Origin of the sequence: Pseudomonas sp. NY15437 (assembly GCF_048068435.1) — a bacterium.
GTDB lineage: Bacteria > Pseudomonadota > Gammaproteobacteria > Pseudomonadales > Pseudomonadaceae > Pseudomonas > Pseudomonas nitroreducens_B.
Genome location: NZ_JBLUQC010000014.1, coordinates 120,591 through 141,179, shown reverse-complemented (window position 1 = coordinate 141,179; position 20,589 = coordinate 120,591). Strand labels below are relative to the sequence as shown.

General features: G+C 68.3%; 14 protein-coding genes. 9 read left to right on the top strand and 5 right to left on the bottom strand.

Annotation, left to right across the window (positions count from 1 at the left end; translation table 11 throughout):
* Positions 1 to 396 precede the first annotated feature (396 nt).
* From ACNFIA_RS25940 to ACNFIA_RS25920, 5 genes are all read left to right on the top strand, one after another.
* The gene (locus ACNFIA_RS25940; RefSeq protein WP_416789835.1) at positions 397 to 2,676 is read left to right on the top strand and encodes an acylase; all 2,280 of its coding nucleotides are present in this window, start codon (positions 397 to 399) and stop codon (positions 2,674 to 2,676) included.
* A 187-nt stretch (positions 2,677 to 2,863) separates the two neighbouring features.
* The gene (gene ppk2 / locus ACNFIA_RS25935; RefSeq protein WP_416789833.1) at positions 2,864 to 3,781 is read left to right on the top strand and encodes a polyphosphate kinase 2; all 918 of its coding nucleotides are present in this window, start codon (positions 2,864 to 2,866) and stop codon (positions 3,779 to 3,781) included.
* A gap of 185 nt (positions 3,782 to 3,966) precedes the next feature.
* A complete protein-coding gene (locus ACNFIA_RS25930) occupies positions 3,967 to 5,580 on the top strand; it encodes an inorganic phosphate transporter (protein ID WP_259753856.1) in 1,614 nt (537 codons plus the stop codon).
* 984 nt (positions 5,581 to 6,564) lie between these two features.
* Positions 6,565 to 7,803 carry a glutamine synthetase family protein gene (locus ACNFIA_RS25925; RefSeq protein ID WP_259759599.1) on the top strand — a complete coding sequence of 413 codons (1,239 nt, stop codon included), beginning with the start codon at positions 6,565 to 6,567 and terminating at the stop codon, positions 7,801 to 7,803.
* A gap of 256 nt (positions 7,804 to 8,059) precedes the next feature.
* Positions 8,060 to 9,400 (top strand): MFS transporter, encoded by a 1,341-nt coding sequence (locus tag ACNFIA_RS25920; protein ID WP_259753857.1) that lies wholly within the window; start codon positions 8,060 to 8,062, stop codon positions 9,398 to 9,400.
* Positions 9,401 to 9,443: 43 nt separating this feature from the next.
* On the opposite strand, the gene ACNFIA_RS25915 is transcribed toward ACNFIA_RS25920, so the two are convergent.
* The 4 genes from ACNFIA_RS25915 to flgA all read right to left on the bottom strand — a co-directional run bounded on the left by ACNFIA_RS25915 (position 9,444) and on the right by flgA (position 11,940).
* Positions 9,444 to 10,193, bottom strand: coding sequence for a flagellar brake protein (locus ACNFIA_RS25915; RefSeq protein ID WP_259753858.1), 750 nt, complete (start codon positions 10,191 to 10,193; stop codon positions 9,444 to 9,446).
* Between the two features lie 95 nt (positions 10,194 to 10,288).
* Entirely contained in the window at positions 10,289 to 10,750 is a 462-nt protein-coding gene (locus ACNFIA_RS25910) for a flagella synthesis protein FlgN (RefSeq protein ID WP_416789832.1), read from the bottom strand.
* A gap of 43 nt (positions 10,751 to 10,793) precedes the next feature.
* Complete coding sequence (gene flgM / locus ACNFIA_RS25905; protein WP_259753860.1) at positions 10,794 to 11,108, bottom strand: flagellar biosynthesis anti-sigma factor FlgM; 315 nt, start codon at positions 11,106 to 11,108, stop codon at positions 10,794 to 10,796.
* A gap of 142 nt (positions 11,109 to 11,250) precedes the next feature.
* The gene (gene flgA / locus ACNFIA_RS25900; RefSeq protein WP_259759601.1) at positions 11,251 to 11,940 is read right to left on the bottom strand and encodes a flagellar basal body P-ring formation chaperone FlgA; all 690 of its coding nucleotides are present in this window, start codon (positions 11,938 to 11,940) and stop codon (positions 11,251 to 11,253) included.
* A 137-nt stretch (positions 11,941 to 12,077) separates the two neighbouring features.
* Here flgA and ACNFIA_RS25895 point away from each other — a divergent pair, with 137 nt between their 5' ends.
* Positions 12,078 to 13,016: a chemotaxis protein CheV gene (locus tag ACNFIA_RS25895; RefSeq protein ID WP_259753861.1), complete on the top strand. Its 939-nt coding sequence runs from the start codon at positions 12,078 to 12,080 to the stop codon at positions 13,014 to 13,016.
* Between the two features lie 121 nt (positions 13,017 to 13,137).
* Positions 13,138 to 13,959: a protein-glutamate O-methyltransferase CheR gene (gene cheR, locus ACNFIA_RS25890; protein ID WP_259753863.1), complete on the top strand. Its 822-nt coding sequence runs from the start codon at positions 13,138 to 13,140 to the stop codon at positions 13,957 to 13,959.
* Between the two features lie 252 nt (positions 13,960 to 14,211).
* Here the strand turns inward: cheR and ACNFIA_RS25885 are convergent, their stop codons facing one another.
* A complete protein-coding gene (locus tag ACNFIA_RS25885; protein WP_416789831.1) occupies positions 14,212 to 14,580 on the bottom strand; it encodes a hypothetical protein in 369 nt (122 codons plus the stop codon).
* 114 nt (positions 14,581 to 14,694) lie between these two features.
* On the opposite strand from ACNFIA_RS25885, the gene ACNFIA_RS25880 reads away from it, so the two are divergent.
* Complete coding sequence (locus tag ACNFIA_RS25880; RefSeq protein ID WP_416789830.1) at positions 14,695 to 19,011, top strand: DEAD/DEAH box helicase; 4,317 nt, start codon at positions 14,695 to 14,697, stop codon at positions 19,009 to 19,011.
* Between the two features lie 57 nt (positions 19,012 to 19,068).
* Positions 19,069 to 20,589, top strand: coding sequence for a glycosyltransferase family 39 protein (locus ACNFIA_RS25875; protein ID WP_416789828.1), 1,521 nt, complete (start codon positions 19,069 to 19,071; stop codon positions 20,587 to 20,589).

The following is a 20,589-nucleotide window of genomic DNA, read 5'->3' as shown; positions in this document are numbered from 1 at the left end:
GCGTGGGCAGGCATGGCCGGGCAGCGCTCCGGAACCCTCCCGGTGTGATGAAGTCGAACCGCCCGCGGCGCCTCTGGAACGGTTGAAAGCCGCGAGATAGAGCCTTGCGATGTGGCTGATTGCCATCGCGCACGGGTTAATTTCGCGCGCTCCCCATCCGTTCCCCTCAAGAGGCGCATCGCCATTTTCGTGAGGCGCCCAACAAGAAAAGGAGAACCCAATGTCCTGCCCAACCTGCCTGCGCGCGTGCCTCGGAAGGCGCGGCGCGATGAGTTCCAGCGCACTGCATTGGCTGGCGTGAGCCGCCATCCACCCCGTGCACCGGCACCGCGCAAGCGGCGCGGCCGCGTGCCCCTGGCCGGGCATCCGGCCGTCATCCGAGCATTGAGGGAATCGATGAGCAAGACCTTCCGACTGGCCACCGTGGCCGGCAGCCTGCTGGCTGCCGGACTGCCCGCGCTGGCCCATGGCGCCGCGCTTGAAGCGCAGATCCGCTGGACCCGCTATGGCATCCCGCATATCCAGGCCCGCGACGAATTGGGCCTGGGCTACGGCATCGGCTACGCCTACGCCCGCGACAACGCCTGCCTGCTGGCCGAGGAAGTCCTCACGGCACGGGGCGAGCGCTCGCGCTATTTCGGCGTGGACGGCACGTCCTCCGCCGGTATCGGCAACCTGCCGTCGGACTTCTTCTACACCTGGCTCAACGACAACGAATCCCTGCGCCGACTGCGCAGCGCCCAGCCGCAGCCGATCCGCGACCTGCTCGATGGCTACGCGGCCGGTTTCAACCGCTGGCTGTGGGATACCCAGGCCGCCGGCACGCAGTGCGCGGGCAAGGCCTGGCTGCGCCCGCTGGAGGCCGACGACCTGCTGCGCCTGACCCGCCGCCTGCTGGTGCAGGCCGGCGCCGGGCAGTTCGCCGAGGCGATGATCGCCGCTACGCCGCCCGGGCAGGCGACGTCCTCGGTGGTCAGCGACGGCGAGGTGCTGGCAGCGATGGCGCGCCGCGAGAACTTCCACCAGGCCCACGGCAGCAATGCCGTCGCCGTGGGCAGCGAGCGTTCGGCCGACGGCAACGGCCTGTTGCTGGCCAACCCGCACTTTCCCTGGTCCGGCGCGCTGCGCTTCTACCAGATGCACCTGACCATCCCCGGCCAGCTCGACGTGATGGGCGCCTCCCTGCCGGGCATGCCGCTGGTGAACATCGGTTTCAGCAAGGACCTGGCCTGGAGCCACACGGTGGATACCTCCAGCCACTTCACCCTGTACCGCCTCGACCTCGACCCGCAGGACCCGCGCCGCTACCGTGTCGATGGCCAGTCGCGGCCGCTGAAGGAAGTCACCCTGCGTGTTCGCGTGCTCGAGCCCAATGGCCGCGTCGGCACGCGCAGCCATACGCTGTACGAGTCCGAATACGGCCCGCTGCTGAGCGTGCCGGGCAAGTTCCCCTGGAGCGCCAGCCAGGCCTTCGCCGTGCGCGACGCCAACCTGGGCAACGACCGCGTGCTGCAGCAGTGGTACGCCATCGATCACGCGCGCAGCCTGGACGAACTGCGCGGCAGCATCGAGCGGGTGCAGGGCATTCCCTGGGTCAACACCCTGGCCACCAGCGCCGAGGGCAAGGTGCTCTACCTCAACCAGTCTGTGGTGCCGCACCTGAGCCCGCAGCAGTTGGCCGACTGCGCCATCGCCGAGTACCAGCAGCAGGGCCTGCCGGTGCTGGAGGGCGGACGCCGCGCCTGCAACTGGTCGAGCGCGCCGGGTGCCCGGCATGCCGGGCTGATGCCGCCGGAACAGATGCCGGCGCTGGTTCGCGAGGACTTCGTGCAGAACTCCAACGACAGCGCCTGGCTGAGCAACCCGGCGCAGCCGCTGACCGGCTTCTCGCCGCTGGTGAGCCGTGATTCGGTGCCGGTCGGTGCGCGTGCGCGCTTCGCCCTGGAACGCCTGAAGGGCGACGACAAGATCGGGCCGGACGACCTGCAGAAGATGGTCACCGACAACCGCGTCTATGTCGCCGACCTGCTGCTCGACGACCTGCTGCAGCTGTGCAAGCCGGCCCCGGCGGGCGCCGAGACGGCCTGCGCCGCGCTGGGGGCATGGGACCGCCACGTCAACCTCGACAGCAACCCCGGCTTCGCCTACTTCCAGGCCTTCGTCACGCGCTTCCTGACGATCGATGGCGGCTGGCGCCTGCCCTTCGATCCCAAGCTGCCGCTGGCCACGCCCTCGGGCATCGCCCTGGACAACCCGGCGGTTCGCCAGCAGGCGCAACACGCGTTGCTGGCAGCCGCGCAGGAGATCGATGGGCGCCGTATCCGCGCGGACGAGAAGTGGGGCGAGCTGCAACTGACCGGCGACGCGGCCAACCCCCTGGGCATTCCCGGCGGCACCGGCAACGAGGGCGTGTACAACGCCATTACCTCGGAGTGGCAGGGCGATCATTACCGCGTGCTCAGCGGCAGCAGCTACATCCAGCTGGTGGACTTCACCGCCGAGGGGCCCAAGGCGCGCGGGCTGCTGGCGTTTTCGCAATCCAGCGACCCGGGCTCGCCGCACCATCGTGACCAGACCGAGCTGTTTGCCAAACAGCAATGGCCGGCGCTGCCGTTCACCGAGGAAGAGATCAAGGCCGATCCGGAGCTGAAGGTGATGGAATTGCGCGAGCAGTAACGCGTGCATTTACGGCGGGCATGCTTTTCGTAGGAGCGAGCTTGCTCGCGAACCGCTCAACTCCGAGTCACCGGGGAGCACCGTTCGCGAGCAAGCTCGCTCCTACAGGTTGGCTGAACGCTGTCACCAGCCTGACACCCAGCGCCCCTAGTCTGGCGGCCAAGCCCCCTGCGCGAAGGCCGCCGCCATGCCCCTCACCCAAGAATCCGTGATCCGCCGCATCCACCGCGAACTGCTCGACCACAGCGACGAAGAGCTGGAGCTGGAACTGCTGGAAGACGTGCGCAACCTGGACGAGCTGTTCGACGAGCACGCCGACGTCGACGAGGAGAAGCTCGCCCGCCGTCGCTACTTCAGCGAACTGTTCCGCCTGCAGGGCGAGCTGGTGAAGCTGCAGAGCTGGGTGGTGAAGACCGGCCACAAGGTGGTGATCCTCTTCGAAGGCCGCGACGCGGCGGGCAAGGGCGGGGTGATCAAGCGCATCACCCAGCGCCTCAACCCGCGCGTCTGCCGGGTCGCCGCGCTGCCCGCGCCGAACGACCGCGAGCAGACCCAGTGGTATTTCCAGCGTTACGTCTCGCACCTGCCGGCGGCGGGGGAGATCGTCCTGTTTGACCGCAGCTGGTACAACCGCGCCGGCGTCGAGCGGGTGATGGGCTTCTGCTCGGACGACCAGTACGAGGAGTTCTTCCGCAGCGTGCCGGAGTTCGAGCGCATGCTGGCGCGCTCGGGCATCCAGTTGATCAAGTACTGGTTCTCCATCTCCGACGACGAGCAGCACCTGCGCTTCCTCAGCCGCATCCACGACCCGCTCAAGCAGTGGAAACTCAGCCCCATGGACCTGGAATCGAGGCGGCGCTGGGAGGCCTACACCAAGGCCAAGGAAATCATGCTCGAACGCACCCACATCCCCGAGGCGCCCTGGTGGGTGGTGCAGGCCGACGACAAGAAGCGCGCGCGGCTCAACTGCATCAGCCACCTGCTGGGGCTGATCCCCTACGAGGACGTCGAGCACCCGGTGGTGGTCCTGCCCCAGCGCCAGCGCCACGAGGACTACACGCGCACGCCGACGCCGCGGGAGATCGTGGTGCCCGAAGTCTACTGAGGGCTTGCACACCGCGTAGGAGCGGACTCCGTCCGCGATGGCATCGGCGCGAAGCGGACCCGATCGCGGACGGAGTCCGCTCCTACGCCCAGTTTGCCTTCGTGCGGGCCGTCATTTCGCTGAGACACAACCTGTAACATTCCCCGCCGATCATGACCGGGACATCCACTCAGCGGACTCCCAGCATGACCACCGATACCCTGGCCGCCGGCGACCTTCCCGTCGTCGACGAGCGGCCCCATCTGGAACACAAGCCCGGCCGCATCACCGCCTTCCTGTTCTTCGCCGTGCTCGCCGTCGGCCTGCTGTTCTCGGCCTGGAGCCTGGTGCGCGACGTCGATGACGTCACCACCGTGGTGACCACCTGGACGCCGTTCCTGCTGCTGGGGGTCGCCCTGTTCATCGCCCTGGGCTTCGAGTTCGTCAACGGCTTCCACGACACTGCTAACGCCGTGGCCACCGTCATCTATACCCACTCGCTGCCGCCGCACTTCGCGGTGGTCTGGTCGGGCTGCTTCAACTTCCTCGGCGTGCTGCTGTCCAGCGGCGCGGTGGCCTTCGGCATCATCGCGCTGCTGCCGGTGGAGCTGATCCTGCAGGTCGGCTCGTCCGCCGGCTTCGCCATGGTCTTCGCCCTGCTGATCGCCGCCATCCTGTGGAACCTCGGCACCTGGTGGCTGGGCCTGCCGGCGTCGTCCTCGCATACCCTGATCGGCTCGATCATCGGCGTGGGCGTGGCCAACGCGCTGATGCACGGCCGCGACGGCACCAGCGGCGTGGACTGGGCGCAGGCGACCAAGGTTGGCTACTCGCTGCTGCTCTCGCCGCTGATCGGCTTCGTCTGCGCCGCGCTCCTGCTGCTGGCGCTGCGCCTGCTGGTGAGGAACCGCGCGCTGTACAAGGCGCCCAAGGGCAAGACGCCGCCGCCGTGGTGGATCCGCGGCCTGCTGATCCTGACCTGCACCGGCGTGTCCTTCGCCCATGGCTCCAACGACGGGCAGAAGGGCATGGGCCTGATCATGCTGATCCTGGTCGGGACCCTGCCGATGGCCTATGCGCTGAACCGCACCATGCCGGCGGACCAGACCGTGCAGTTCGTCGCCATCGCCGAAGTCACCCAGCAGGCGCTGGTGCGCGCCGCACCGCAGCCGGCCCCGGCCGACCCGCGCGCGGTGCTGTCGGAGTACGTGCGCACCAAGGTGGCCACGCCGGAGCTGATCCCGTCGCTGGCGGCGCTGACCGGTGCCATCGGCGCGGAAGTGAAGGGCTACGGCAGCCTTGCCCGCGTGCCGGCCGAGGCCATGGGCAACGTGCGCAACGACATGTACCTGACCAGCGAGGCGATCCGCCTGATGGACAAGGACAAGGTCGGCAATTTCGACGCCGATACCAGCGGCAAGCTGGCCGCGTTCAAGGGCAGGATCGACGAATCGACCCGCTTCATCCCGCTCTGGGTGAAGGTCGCCGTGGCCATCGCCCTGGGCCTTGGCACCATGGTTGGCTGGAAGCGCATCGTGGTGACCGTAGGCGAGAAGATCGGCAAGACCCACCTGACCTACGCCCAGGGCGCTTCGGCGGAACTGGTGGCGATGATGACCATCGGCGCGGCGGACCTGTACGGGTTGCCGGTGTCGACGACCCACGTGCTGTCCTCCGGCGTGGCCGGCACCATGGCGGCCAACGGCTCGGGGCTGCAGATGCGCACCATCCGCAACCTGCTGATGGCCTGGGTGCTGACCCTGCCGGCGGCCATCGTGCTCTCCGCGTCGTTGTACTGGCTGTTCACCCACCTGTTCTGAACGCGGGTGATCTACTGAAAGCGCCGCTCCCCGAGCGGCGTTTTCCTTGGCATCCGTTCCCCTGTAGGAGCGGGCCATGCCCGCGATCCGCCGGCAGGGCCGGCGCTTTCTGTCGCTCTGGTATTGCAGGTCTGATGCGTTGCCTTGGGTGTTTCTGCGCCGCTTCGGCGTACGCGCGGATTCTGTGTTTCGCCCCCTCGGGCGACCTTCTTTGGCAAATGACCCAAAGAAGGCAAAGGTCTTGCCCCAGCATCCGGCCCCGGCTTCGCCGGGGTTCCCTCGTTTCATCGAAGTTTCAGGGGCACGCCACGACGGGCCATCCCTGGCCCATCGCAGCTCTCGCGGCATCCATGCCGCTCAACCCCTGAAACTCCGACTCCACTCGGCCTCCTGAATGGGGCGTTGCGGAGTGCGCGGAGACTTTTCTGGAAATCCGTTGAGCGCTAAAGCGGGTAGGAATGCTCTCCGTAGGAGCAAATGTCTTTATCTGCCCCCGTGCCGGCGATTTCCCTCTCCCTAACCCTCTCCCTGAAGGGAGAGGGGACTGAGTCGGTGCCGGCTGAAACTGTGGCGGTCAGCCGGCTCGGATGGCTCCCTCTCCCTTCAGGGAGAGGACGGGGGAGCCTCTGCGCAGGTAGTTTCCACGTAGGAGCGGACCTTGTCCGCGAAATCCCCCCGGCGGGACACGCTGGCCGGAACCCCCGATGCATGAGGCCATCGGCGGGAGCCCGCGATTCCCGCACGTCGCGCGTTCCTACCGGCAGGCTCCTCGTTTCCTACCACCCCGCTTGAAATATCGAACGCGTGGTGCGTATTTTGTACGGGCTCGCGCGCCTCGCGCGGCGTCCTGTGACAGGGACACGAAAACAAGGATAAGACGTCATGAGTAACGATCCTGGAACCCCACTCGCCGAACGCCTGGCTGGAGTGGAAGAGATCGAGTGCGTCACCCCCGACCTCAACGGGGTGCCGCGTGGCAAGGTGATGACCGGCGAGGGCTTCCTCACCGGGCGCCGGCTGCAACTGGCGCGCGGCGTGCTGCTGCAGTGCATCATGGGCGGCTACCCGCCGGCGAAGTATTACGGCAGCGACGACGGCGACCTCGCGCTGGTCGCCGAGCCGACCCAGATCCATCGCCTGCCGTGGAGCGACGAACCCCGCGCCTTCGCCATCTGCGACGCGCTGGAGCTCGACGGCAAACCCTCCGGGCTGTCCACCCGCGGGCTGCTCAAGCAGGTGGTCGCGCGCTACGCCGAACGCGGCTGGAGCCCGGTGGTGGCGACCGAACTGGAGTTCTTCGTGTTCGCGCCCAACCCCGATCCGCTGGAGGCCTTCCAGGCGCCCGTCGGCCTCGATGGCCGCCGCGAGATCGGCCATTGCGCGTTCAGCGTGTCGTCCAACAACGGCCTGCGCCCGTTCTTCCAGGATGTCTACCGCTGCATGGAGGCGGTGGGGCTGGAGCGCGACACCTTCATGCACGAGATGGGCACCACCCAGTTCGAGATCAACTTCCTGCACGGCGATCCGGTGCTGCTGGCGGACCAGACCTTCCTCTTCAAGCACCTGCTCAAGGAAGTCGCGCTCAAGCACGGGCTGATCGTGGTGTGCATGGCCAAGCCGCTGGCGCACACGCCGGGCAGTTCGATGCACATCCACCAGAGCATCGTCGATGGCGAAGGGCGGAATATCTTCAGCGACGCCCAGGGCGAGGCCACGCCGGCCTTCCGCCACTTCATCGGCGGCCTGCAGGCGTGCCTGGCGGACTTCACCCTGCTGTTCGCGCCGAACGTGAACTCCTTCCAGCGCCTGTGCCACCCCTACGCCTCGCCGAACAACGCCTGCTGGTCCCACGACAACCGCGCCGCCGGCCTGCGCATTCCGGCCAGCGCGCCGGTGGCTCGCCGGGTGGAGAACCGCCTGCCGGGCGCCGACGCCAACCCCTACCTGGCGATTGCCGCGAGCCTCGCGGCCGGCCTGCATGGCATCGAGCGCGCGCTGGAACCCACCGCGCCGATCCAAGGCGAATTCGAGGTGCCGCCGGAGCTGCTGCTGCCCTGCACGATGTACGACGCGTTGCAGCGCCTGCAGCGCAGCGAACTGGCCCGCGAGGTGTTCGGCAACGAGTTCATCGACGGCTACAGCGCCACCAAGTCACTGGAGCTGACCAGCTTCTTCGACGAAATCACCCCCTGGGAGCGCCGCGTTCTCGCCGCCCAGGCCTGATGCGCGGGCGCGCTGACACAGTGGCGGAGAATTCGCCGCCGCTGTGATCGGCGGCCATCTCCTGGCGATCTTCAAGCCATCCTCGTTCATCGGGCAGGCATCGGAGCAAACGCCCTCCGCCAGCGCGCGCGACGCCCGCCGTTCCAGGCCCGGCAGGCCTCTCGACGCGCCGAGTGGCAGCCTCTAAGGTGTGAGCGCAAGTCCCGCTTTCCGCTGCCCGGCCACGTGCCGGGGTTGTCCTGGACCAGGAGGTCCAATGCTTCGGATCGTCACTGCCTTCCGCGCTCTGTACTTCGCCGCCGTCATGCTCCTGACCGGTTCCGGTCTGCTCAGTACCTACCTCGCGTTGCGCCTGGGCGCGGAGAAGGTCGACGGGCTGTGGATCGGCGCCATGATGGCCGCCTACTACCTGGGCCTGGTGCTGGGCGGCAAGATCGGCCACCGGCTGATCGCCCGCGTCGGCCATATCCGTGCCTATGTTGCCTGTGGCGGGCTGGTGACCGCTGCCGTGCTGGGCATCGGCCTGTTGCCCTGGCTGGGCTTCTGGCTGGTGCTGCGGACCGCCATCGGCCTGGGGATGATGTGCCAGTACATGGTCATCGAAAGCTGGCTCAACGAGCAGGCCGAGGCGCGCCAGCGTGGGCTGGTGTTCGCCGGCTACATGGTCGCGTCGTACCTGGGGCTGGTGCTCGGCCAGCTGGTGCTGGTGGTGCATCCGGGGCTGGGGCCGGAGCTGCCGATGCTGATCGCGCTGTGCTTCGCCCTGTCGCTGATCCCGGTGGCGATCACCCACAAGGTCCACCCCGCGCCGCTGCGTCCGGCGCCGCTGGAGCCGCGCTTCTTCATCAAGCGGGTGCCGCAGTCGCTGACCACGGTGCTGGTGTCCGGGCTGGTGGTCGGCTCGTTCTACGGCCTGGCGCCGCTCTACGCGGTGGACCAGGGCCTGAGCACCGAGGAGATCGGCCTGTTCATGGGCGGCTGCATCTTCGCCGGCCTGCTGGTGCAGTGGCCGCTGGGGTGGCTGTCGGACCGCATCGACCGTGCCGTGCTGATCCGCAATGCCGCCATCCTGCTGTTGCTGGTGGCCCTGCCGCTGGCCGCGCTGCCGCTGCTGCCGGTGCCGCCGCTGAGCCTGGCGCTGCTGTTGCCGATGGGCTTCCTGGTCTGCCTCGTGCAGTTCACCCTCTACCCGTTGGCGGTGGCGTTCTCCAACGACCACGTCGAGGGCGAGCGCCGTGTGTCCCTGACCGCCATGCTGCTGGTGACCTTCGGCGTCGGCGCCTGCGTCGGCCCGCTGGCGGCCGGCGCGCTGATGAAGGTGTTCGGCAGCAACATGCTCTATGCCTTCGTCTGCGCCTGCTCCTTGATCCTCATCTGGCGCGTGCAGCCGGAGAAGGTCAGCGGCGTGCACCGGGTCGACGAGGCGCCGGTCAAGCACGTCGCCACGCCGGACAGCCTGGCGTCCTCGCCGCTGTCTGCCGCCCTCGACCCGCGGGTCGACGAAGCGGCGGTGAAGGAGCAGATGACCCGCAACGACACCAGCGCGCCGGTGACCGAGTCGGAAGCGGAAGCAGAGGAAGAAAGCCGGCCCGCGTGAGGCCGCAAGGGAAGGGCGGCAAGCGCGTGCCGCCCGGGACGGGCTAGAACAGCTCGTCCTTCTCGAAGCGCCGGGCTTCGCGCTGCAACTGGTAGACGAAGCGCTCGATGTTGCGCTGGGCCAGGCCGCTCATCTGGTGGAAACGCATGCCGGCGAAGCTGTAGCCGACCTTCTCCTCGAAATGCACGTGGCGCAGTTCGACGGCCATGGTCAGGGCGCCGAAGGGCAGACGCGCGGTGAATTCCTCATAGACCTGGCCGGGTTGCAGGCGCTCCGCGGCGTTGCCTTCCAGGCGGATCTTGCAGCCGGTGGCGGAGATGTCGATCAGGCTGCCCTTGAGCGGCGACTTCAGCTTGCTCCCGCCGATTTCCACCGCCACCGGCTGGCCCTGGCCAACGGGGGCGCGGAAGGCGTTGCGGCGCTGGTGGTAGAGCATCTCGGCCGGCACCGGCAGCCAGTAGCAGCGGGCACCGTCGATCTCGGAGAAGAAGGCGTTCTGGGTGCTCTCCCAGGCGATGCGCACGCCTTCATGGAAGGCCTCGATGCGAAATTGCTCGCCGTTCTGCAGGAAGCGTTCGCCATCGTTGGGGATGAGCTCGTCGAGGGCGACGATGTTGCGCTCGCGGTTGATCTCGACGACGAAGCTCTGGAAGCGCTGGCCTCGGCCTTCGAAGGTGATCACCAGGGGATCGTGACTGTCCATCAGCATTTTCAGGCTGGCGTGGATCTCCACCGGAGCTTTCAACACCTTCGGTGGTTGAGGGCCATTTTCCTCGGCGAACAGATTGGACACGGTCCGCAGGTCTCCATTGTGTTTGTTATGTGTCGTGCACGGGCAGGGTCGATAGTGGCATTCTGCCCTAGGGCGGGCCTTCAGGCCAGAGGAGGTCAGGCCTGGCTGAGCGGACGCTGGCGGTTGCCCTGGGTCGAGCCGCCGTAGCGGTCATACAGGCGCGGGGTGTCCTGGCCGCGCAGGATGTCGAGCGTGCGCTCGGTGCTGGCCTGGCCGGAGCGGATGATGCGGCCGTTGCGCTGGTTGGCTTCCTGGCAACGCTCGAGCAGCGCGCCAAGTTCCTGCGCGCGTTCGGTCAGCGCAGCATTGCCGGTGGCCTGGGCAATCTGCGCGAGGCCCTCGCTGTCGGCGCTGACCCCGGCCTGCTGCAGTGCCTGGGTGCGGATGCGGCCGTTCTGCTCGAGCTGTTGCAGCAGCGGCAGCTTGCTGTCGAGCAGCTTCTGCAACTGGTCCAGGTCACGCGCTTGCAGCGCCTGGTACTCGTCGTCGATCAGCTGCAGCAGCTGGCTGGCTGCTTCGATGTCGCCGTTGATCAGGGAAAGCAGGGCATCGGACATCTTCGGCTCGGCGTTCTAGCGGTTGACCCGGCGCTGACTGGACTCAGCGCTGGGATTCGAAATCGAGCAGCTTGCTGGCGACTTTCTGGCTGTCGACCTGGTAGCTGCCGTCAGCGATGGCCGCCTTGAGGCGAGCCACTTTCTCGTTGTCGACCACGGGCTGGTCCTTCAGTTGATCGCTTACTTTCTGCAGCTGCTGTGCCGTATCGCTGAGCTGTACCGGTTCGCCGCTCTTGGCCGGGGCGTTGACGGAGGCATTCTCGGCGGCGGCTTCGCTGCGACCGCTCTGGGCAGCACTGCTACGGCCAGTGCTGGCTGTCGTAGAGGCCGGGTTCAGCCGGTTGAAGTCGATGACCATGGTGGGAAACCTCTGGAGGTATTGGACGCTTGCCAAGCTTTTCGGCCGCCTTGAGAGAAACTTTAGGCCGAATTTTCGTGCACCCGCGCACATTTTGCAGAGGGCTGCGTCCATCATGCCAGAAAAGGCCGGAGTCGGAGAGCTACAGGCTGACTTCCACCGTCCCCGGCTCGACCACCCGAGCCCTCACGATACGCTGCGAGCGCAGGTTGCGCACGCGGATCTGCTCGCCGGGCACCCCGTCGGAGAGCGCCTCGCCGGGCATGAACACGTTGATCGCACTGGTCTTGGCGCGGATCACCACCTGGTCGCCCTTGCGCACCGCCGCCGCCTGTTCGAGGAACACCGGCGCCAGCACCTGGTCGTTGACGGTCGGGCGCTTGAGCTTCATCCCGACCACCTGGTTGGGGTCGGTCAGAAAGCCCTGGCTGAGCTGGCCGACGTCGCGCTCGACCACGCTGATGTCGCCCGGCTCGATGACATGGTTGCGTTGCAGCGGCAGAGTGGTGACGACAACTTGACGGAACAGCCTGACCGTCGCCGGCACGAACACCGTCCACGGCGAGCTGCCCTCGCAGAGCACCCGCACGGTGACCCGACCAACGGGCTGCGCCGGGCTTTCCAGCTTCTGTGTCAGGTCCTTGTCGCACTCCGCCAGGCGCAGCCGGGGGTCGATGCGTGCGACTTCGATCTCGTAGCGTGCGTCTATGCCCGAGGTCTGCAGATAATCTTCCACCTTGAACTCAAGAAAGCCCTGGGTGGAGCCGATAAGGATCTCAGGCGCGGTGAAGCCTTCCGCCCCAGCCGGGGAGAGGGTCAGCGCACCCGTCATGCCGAGCAGCGTCGCCACCAGGGTGCGCGCGAGTCTGGGCTGTCGGAAAAATGTCGTTGCCTGTTTCATGCAACGATCCTAGCAATGGTCATGCCGTCTTCGTGAGTCGGGGCGGCGTTGCGTGCACAGGAGGCTCAATGGCCGGAGTCATGGATTCGGTCAACCAGCGTACGCAGCTGGTTGGCCAGAATCGTCTCGAACTGCTGCTGTTTCGCTTGAACGGCAGCCAGCTGTACGGGATCAACGTGTTCAAGGTGAAGGAGGTGCTGCAGTGCCCCCGCCTGACCGTGATGCCCAAGTCCAGCCAGGTGGTGCGCGGGGTGGCGAACATCCGCGGCGGCACAATTCCGATCCTCGATCTGGCGCTGGCCACGGGGCGGCACGCCCTGCGGGACATCGCCAACAGCTTCGTGATCATCACCGAGTATAACACCAAGGTGCAGGGCTTCCTGGTGCACTCGGTGGAGCGCATCGTCAACATGAACTGGGAGTCGATCCATCCGCCACCCAAGGGCACCGGCCGCGATCACTACCTGACGGCGGTGACGCGGGTGGACAACCAGCTGGTGGAAATCATCGACGTGGAGAAGATCCTCGCCGAAGTGGCGCCGACCTCGGAGGACATCTCCGATGGCGTGCTGGATGCCGAGACCCAGGCCCGCGCGGTGAGCAAGCGCGTGCTGGTGGTGGACGACTCCTCGGTGGCGCGCAAGCAGCTGGTGCGTTGCCTGGAGACCGTCGGCGTGGAAGTGCTGGCGCTCAACGACGGCCGCCAGGCGCTGGATTACCTGCACCAGATGGTCGAAGCCGGCGGGCACCCGGGCAGCGATCTGCTGATGGTCATCTCGGATATCGAGATGCCGGAGATGGATGGCTACACCCTCACGGCGGAAATCCGTCACGACCCGCGCATGCAGGATCTGCACATTCTCCTGCATACTTCGCTGTCCGGGGTGTTCAACCAGGCCATGGTGAAGAAGGTCGGCGCTGACGACTTCCTCGCCAAGTTCCGCCCTGATGACCTGGCGGCCCGTGTGTCGGACCGCATCAAGGCAGTGGATGGCGCGACGGCCTGAGCCGTTGTGATGAGGTGCGGGCGGCGCCGGTGTCGCCCGCATCGTCTAAGGTTTTTTTGAACACCGGTCAGACCGCTGTCGTCGTAGCACTGACAGCTGTCACGAGCAAAGAGGCTTATCTGTGACATCCACCAATTCTGAATTCGAGCTGTTCCGGGATTTCCTGGAGAAGACCTGCGGCATCCTCCTGGGCGCCAACAAGCAGTACCTGGTCTCCAGCCGCTTGAACAAGTTGATGGAGCAGCAGGGCATCAAGTCCCTGGGCGAGCTGGTGCAGAAGATCCAGATGCGCAGCCAGCTGCGCGAACAGGTGGTCGATGCGATGACCACCAACGAGACCCTGTGGTTTCGCGATACCTATCCCTTCGAGGTGCTGAAGAACCGCGTGCTGCCGGAGATGATCAAGGCCTCGCCGGGGCAACGCCTGCGCATCTGGTCCGCGGCCTGTTCCTCGGGTCAGGAGCCGTATTCGCTGTCGATGGCCATCGATGAATTCGAACGCACCAACCTCGGCCAGCTGAAGGCCGGCGTGCAGATCGTCGCCACCGACCTCTCCGGCTCCATGCTCACCGCCTGCAAGGCCGGCGAGTACGACAGCCTGGCGATCGGCCGCGGCCTGTCGCAGGAGCGCCTGGCGCGCTACTTCGACCAGAAGACGCCGGGACGCTGGACGGTGAAGCCGGCGATCAAGAGCCGTGTGGAGTTCCGCGCGCTGAACCTGCTGGACAGCTACGCCACGCTGGGCAAGTTCGACATGGTGTTCTGCCGCAACGTGCTGATCTACTTCTCGGCCGAGGTGAAGCGCGACATCCTCCTGCGCATCCATGCCACCCTCAAGCCGGGCGGCTACCTGTTCCTGGGCGCCTCCGAAGCGCTCAACGCGCTGCCCGACCATTACCAGATGGTCCAGTGCAGCCCGGGGATCATTTACAAGGCCAAGTGATGAGGCCGTGGCGGATCGGGCGGAGTTCGCAGAGGTGTCCGATCCGATCGCGGACGACGTCCGCTCCTACGCACAGCTTGGCGCTGGTAGATGCCCCCGTCTCCTTCTGAACATCCGTGCGGGTCTGTTCCTGACCCTGGCTGCGCGCCCCTCTCCCTAACCCTCTCCCTGAAGGGAGAGGGTGTAATCCTGCGCGAACCCTGTAGGAGCGGGCCATGCCCGCGATCCGTCGGCAGGGCCGACGATGGCCTGTCACCAGGTCTTCGGCCGATAGCCCTTCACGCAGGCGCGCACCTCGTCATCGATCACGTTGCCCGGCTTGATGCACTCGGCCAGCGTGCGCGGGCTGTCGCTGTAGGGCGAGGCCACCGGCGCCGACGGTGTACCGCCCGGGGCCATGCCCAGGCGCGCCTGCAGCAGCACCCAGCGCTCCTGCAGCCAGGCATGGCTGGCCGGGTGGCGCCATAACCCGGTGCCGGCGGCGAGCAGCAGCAGCGGTATGAGCAACCACAACAGCGGCTTGACCAGCATCCGCCAGGAGCGCTTCGGCTCTTCGGGCGGCTTCTGCCGGTTCTGCTGCCTGACCTGCTCCCAGTAATAGTCGCGATCGCGGTCGCTCATCGGTGTTCGTCCGCCACGGGGTGATGCGTGCAAGAGTAACGGCTGGCGCGGCCTGCGGCGAGGCGCGATCAGCGGTCCTTGTGACGGTCTTCGCGCGCCACCATATTGATCGACATGACTGCTCCCCGAACCTCCCCCCGCGCCCGGCGCGCCGATGTGCTGTCCGCGTTCCACCCGGCGGTGGCCGGCTGGTTCCGCGCGCATTTTCCCGCGCCGACGCCGGCACAGGTGCAGGCCTGGCCGGCGATCCAGGCCGGCGAATCGACCCTGGTCGCCGCGCCCACCGGCTCGGGCAAGACCCTCACGGCGTTCCTGGCGGCCATCGACGCCCTGGTTCGCGAGGGGCTGGCCAACGGCGGCGAACTGCCCGAGCGCACCAGCGTGGTCTACGTCTCGCCGCTCAAGGCGCTGTCCAACGATATCCGCATCAACCTCGAGGAGCCCCTGGCCGGCATCCGTGCCGCGCTGGTGGAAAGGTGCCTGCCGCCGGTGGATATCCGCACCGCGGTGCGCACCGGCGATACCACCTCCAGCGAGCGCGAGGCCATGCGCCGGCGCGTGCCGCACATCCTGGTCACCACGCCGGAGTCGCTCTACGTGCTGCTCGGCTCGGCATCCGGCCGCGCCATGCTGGCCGGCGCGCGCAGCGTGATCGTCGACGAAATCCACGCCATCGCCGCGAGCAAGCGCGGCAGCCACCTGGCGCTGTCGCTGGAACGCCTGCAGGCCCTGTGCGAGGCGCCGCTGGTGCGCATCGGCTTGTCCGCCACGCAGAAGCCCATCGAGGCGGTGGCGGGCTTCCTCGTCGGTCGCCACCAGGCCTGTCGCATCGTCGACATCGGCTACAGCCGCCAGCGCGACCTGAACCTGGAGGTGCCGGCGGCGCCGCTGGAGGCGGTGATGTCCCACGACGTCTGGGACAAGGTCTACGACCGCCTGGCCGAGCTGGCCAGCGCCCACCGCACCACCCTGGTGTTCGTCAATACCCGGCGGCTGTCCGAGCGCATCACCCGGCACCTGGCCGAGCGCCTCGGCGCCGGCTGGGTGGCGGCGCACCACGGCAGCCTGTCCAAGGAGCAGCGCCTGGGCGCCGAGCGGCGGCTCAAGGCGGGGCAGTTGAAGGTGCTGGTGGCCACCGCGTCGCTGGAGCTGGGCATCGATATCGGCGACGTCGAACTGGTCTGCCAGATCGGCTCGCCGCGCTCCATCGCCGCCTTCCTGCAGCGCGTCGGGCGCTCCGGCCACAGCGTCGGCGGCACGCCCAAGGGCCGGCTGTTCCCGACCTCGCGGGACGACCTGATCGAATGCGTGGCGCTGCTGGACAGCGTGCGCCGCCACGAGCTGGATGCGCTGAGCATTCCGCGCGCGCCGCTGGATGTGCTGGCCCAGCAGATCGTCGCCGAGGTGGCCTGCCAGGAATGGCACGAGGACGCGCTGTTCGCGTTGTTCACTGCGGCGCAGCCCTACGCGGAGCTGCGCCGCGACCAGTTCGACGCGCTGTTGCGCACCCTCTCCGAGGGCTATGCCAGCCGCAACGGACAGCGCGGCGCCTACCTGCACCGCGACGCCGTGCACCAGCGCCTGCGCGGCCGGCGCGGCGCGAAGCTGGCGGCGGTGACCTCCGGCGGCACCATCCCCGACACCGGCGACTATGCCGTGCTGCTGGAGCCGCAGGGTCTCGCTGTCGGCACGGTGAACGAGGACTTCGCCGTGGAAAGCCTGGCCGGCGACATCTTCCAGCTCGGCAACACCTCCTACCGCATCCTGCGCGTGGAGGCCGGCCGGGTGCGGGTCGAGGACGCCCAGGGCCAGCCGCCGAACATCCCCTTCTGGCTCGGCGAGGCGCCGGGGCGCAGCGACGAGCTGTCCGCCAGCGTGGCGCGCCTGCGTGGCCAGCTGGACGAACTGCTCGCCCAGGGCGAGCACGACCCCGAGCCGCTGGCCCGCGTCATCGACTGGTTGCGCGGCCAGCTCGGCCTGGACGATGCGGCGGCGCGGCAACTGGTGGAGTATCTCGCCCGCGCGCGGCATGCGCTCGGCACCCTGCCGACGCAGAAGACGCTGATCCTCGAACGCTTCTTCGATGAGTCCGGCGGCATGCAGCTGGTCATCCACTCGCCCCATGGCAGCCGCCTCAACCGGGCCTGGGGCCTGGCGCTGCGCAAGCGCTTCTGCCGCACTTTCAATTTCGAGTTGCAGGCCGCCGCCACCGAGGACGCGATCATTCTCTCGCTGGCCACCAGCCACAGCTTCCCCCTGGACGAGGTGTGGCGCTACCTGCATTCCAGCACGGCCGAGCAGGTGCTGGTGCAGGCGCTGCTCGACGCGCCGCTGTTCGGCGTGCGCTGGCGCTGGAACGCCACCACCGCGCTGGCCCTGCCGCGCTTCGCCGGCGGACGCAAGGTGGCGCCGCCGTTGCAACGCATGCGCAGCGAAGACCTGCTGGCCTCGGTGTTCCCCGACCAGGTGGCCTGCCTGGAGAACATCGCCGGCGAACGCGAGATTCCCGATCACCCGCTGGTGGCGCAGACCCTCGACGATTGCCTGCACGAAGCCATGGACAGCGAAGGCTGGCTCGACCTGCTGCGGCGCATGGAGCGCGGCGAGGTCACCCTGCTGGCGCGCGACCTGCCGGCACCCTCGCCGTTGGCGGCGGAGGTGCTGTCCGCCAGCCCGTACGCCTTCCTCGACGATGCGCCGCTGGAGGAGCGCCGCACCCAGGCCGTGCAGAGCCGCCGCTGGACCGACCCCGAAAGCGCCGACGATCTCGGCGCGCTGGATGCCGAAGCCATCGAGGCGGTGCGCGCCGAGGCCTGGCCGGAAGCCCGCGACGCCGACGAGATGCACGAGGCGCTGACCGCCCTGGGCGGCCTGCGGGACAGCGAGGCGCAGGCCAACGATGGCTGGCCGTTCCTGCTCAAATCCCTGGCCAAGGCTGGCCGCGCCACGTGCCTGAGGTTATCCACAGGTGCCGTGTGGGTCGCGGCGGAGCGGCTCAGCCAATGGCTGGCGCTGCATCCGCAGGCGGCGATGACACTGCGGCTCGACCTGCCGCCGGCGCTGCGTGAACCCTGCGCGGCGGACGAGGCGCAGGTCGAACTGGTGCGCGCGCGCCTGACCGGGTTCGGCCCGCGGCTGCTGCGCGAGCTGGCGGACGACCTGGGTATTTCCGCAGGCGATACCGGCGTCGCCCTGGCTAGCCTGGAGCGCGAAGGCTACGTGCTGCGGGGCCGCTTCACGCCCGGCGCGAGCGAGGAGCAGTGGTGCGAGCGGCACCTGCTGGCGCGCATCCACCGCTACACGGTCAAGCGCCTGCGCCGGGAAATCGAGCCGGTGGCGCGGGCGGACTTCATGCGTTTTCTCTTCGACTGGCAGCGCGTCTCCGCGGGGACGCGGGTGCGCGGGGCGGAATCCCTGGCCGGCGTGCTCAGCCAGCTGGAAGGTTTCCAGGCGGCGGCCAGTGCCTGGGAGAGCGACATCCTGCCCAACCGCGTGGCCGACTACGGCATCAACTGGCTGGACGACCTGTGTCGCGCCGGCCGCATCGTCTGGGCACGCCTGCCGGGCCGAGTGACCGCCAAGGGCCGCGGCGGGCCGCTGAAAAGCACGCCCGTCGTGCTGCTGCCCCGGGCGCAGATGGCGCTGTGGAGCGCGCTGAGCGCGGGGCAGGCGGAGGCCGAGCTGTCGGCCAAGGCCAACAAGGTGCTGGAAGTGCTCAAGGAGCACGGCGCGTCGTTCTTCGAGGAACTGGCCAGCGACAGCCACCTGCTGCGCACCGAACTGGAAAGCGTGCTGGGCGAGCTGGTGGCGGCGGGGCGGGTGAACGCCGACAGCTTCGCCGGCTTGCGCGCGCTGCTGATGCCGGCGGCCAGGCGGCACCCGCAACGCCGCTCGCGCACGCCGCTGTTCGGCATGGCCGATGCCGGCCGCTGGGCGCTGCTGCGCCGCGCCACGCTGGAGCCGGGGGCGCGTCTGCCGGCGGAGATACTCGAACATGTCGCGATGACGCTGCTGCGCCGCTATGGCGTGGTCTGTTGGCGCCTGCTGGACCGTGAGGCCGACTGGCTGCCGCCCTGGCGCGACCTGTTGCGGGTCTACCATCGCCTGGAAGCGCGCGGGGAGATCCGCGGCGGGCGCTTCGTCGCCGGGCTGACCGGCGAACAGTTCGCCCTGCCCGAAGCCGTCGGCCTGCTGCGCGAGGTGCGCCGCCGCGGGGCCAGCGGCGAGTGGCTGGTGGTCTCGGCGGTCGATCCGCTGAACCTCGCCGGCACGCTGCTGCCGGGGCGCAAGGTGCCGGCCGTCAGCGGCAACCGCGTGCTCTACCGCGACGGCGTGCCGGTGGGCGCGTTGATCGCCGGCGCGGTGGAACTGCTCGCCGAGTTGGCGCCGGACGACCAGGCCCGCGCGCGGGAACTGCTGATCCGTCGATAAGCCAGGTGCGCCTGGCATACACTCAGCGGCACGGACGTTTCTCCCAGTGAGGCTGTGATGTCTTCCCGCGAGTCCCAGAGCCTGCCCGAGCTGTTGCGCCAGTGGTGGTTCCTGCCGCTGCTGGCGCTGGCGCTGTGCCTGCGCCTGTATGAACTGACCGGTGCGGCCATCTGGGGGGACGAAAGCTCCAGCCTGTTCCTCGCCCGCTACGCGCCGCTGCCGCTCTGGCAGCACGCCGCCCATGACGTGCACCCGCCGCTGTACTTCTACCTGCTGCACCTGTGGATTGGCGTGTTCGGCGAGAGCGTGCTGTCGCTGCGCCTGCTCAGCGCGCTGTGCGGCACGCTGGCGGTGTTCCTCGGCGGCTGGCTGGCCTGGCGCCTCGCCGGTCGCCGCACGGCCTGGCTCGCCGTCCTGCTGCTGGCGCTGCTGCCCACGGCGGTGCGCTACAGCCAGGAAGTGCGCATGTATGCACTGCTCGGCTGCTGGTTGCTGGCGGCGACCCTGGCCTTGCTCTACTGGCTGGACGACGGGCGGCGACGTTACCTGCTGGCCTACGTGCTGCTGATGAGCGCGGCGTTCTACACCCATTATTTCAGCCTGTTCGGCCTGATGGTGCACTGGGCCTGGCTGGCATCGCTGCCGGGCGGCCCGCTGCGCCGGCGCGACTGGTGGTTGGCCAACCTGGCCATCGCCGTGCTGTTCCTGCCCTGGCTGCCGGGGCTGCTGGACCTGATTGGCCACATGGCGGTGCTGGTGGCCGGCGGCGACGTGGGCTGGGAGCCGCCGGTGGATGCGCGCTCCGTGCCGTCGATGCTCTGGCAATGGCTGGCGCAGTCGGACGGTAACGAACTGGCCTGGCCGTTGCTGGTGGGCGTGCCGCTGCTGGTGGTCGCGGCGATCCTGCTGGTGCTGCGCCTGGATCGCAGCCGCCAGCGCGCCGGCGTGCTGTTGGCCCTGTATGTCGGTCTGCCGCTGCTGGCACTGTATGGCGTGTCGTTCGTCTCGCCGGTGTTCGTCGAGCGCTACCTGACGGCGTTCGCCCTGGGCTTGCCGCTGCTGTTCGCGCTGGCGCTGGACCACCTGCTGGCGGCGCGGCGGGTGCTGGGCGTGGCGACCCTGGCGACGCTGCTCGGCTTGCAGGGCATGGGGCTGCAACGGGCCCTGGAAACGGACCCGGACGAGCAGTTCGACGGCATGGTCGCCTACGTCAATGCCCACTACCGCGCCGGCGACCGGGTGGTGGTGGACGATATCCTCTGGTACCTGGCGTTCCGTTACTACAACCGCACCGGCAGCGAACCGCTGCTCTACACCGCGCCGGCGGACGACGGTTCGTCCGGGCGACCGGGCGAGTACGGATTCGGCTCGCTCATCGATGATCGCCAGCACAGCTTCGTCGACCGCCTGGCCGACCTGCCGCGCGATGACGGCCGTGTCTGGCTGGTGATGAGCCGCTACAACGACCAGGAGATACCGGACGTGCCGGCCCACTGGCGGCGCATCGCCCAGCATGCCGGCGGGGAAGTGCAGGCGCTCCTGTTCGAGCGCGCGTCGCTGCGCAACGCCGCGCGCTGA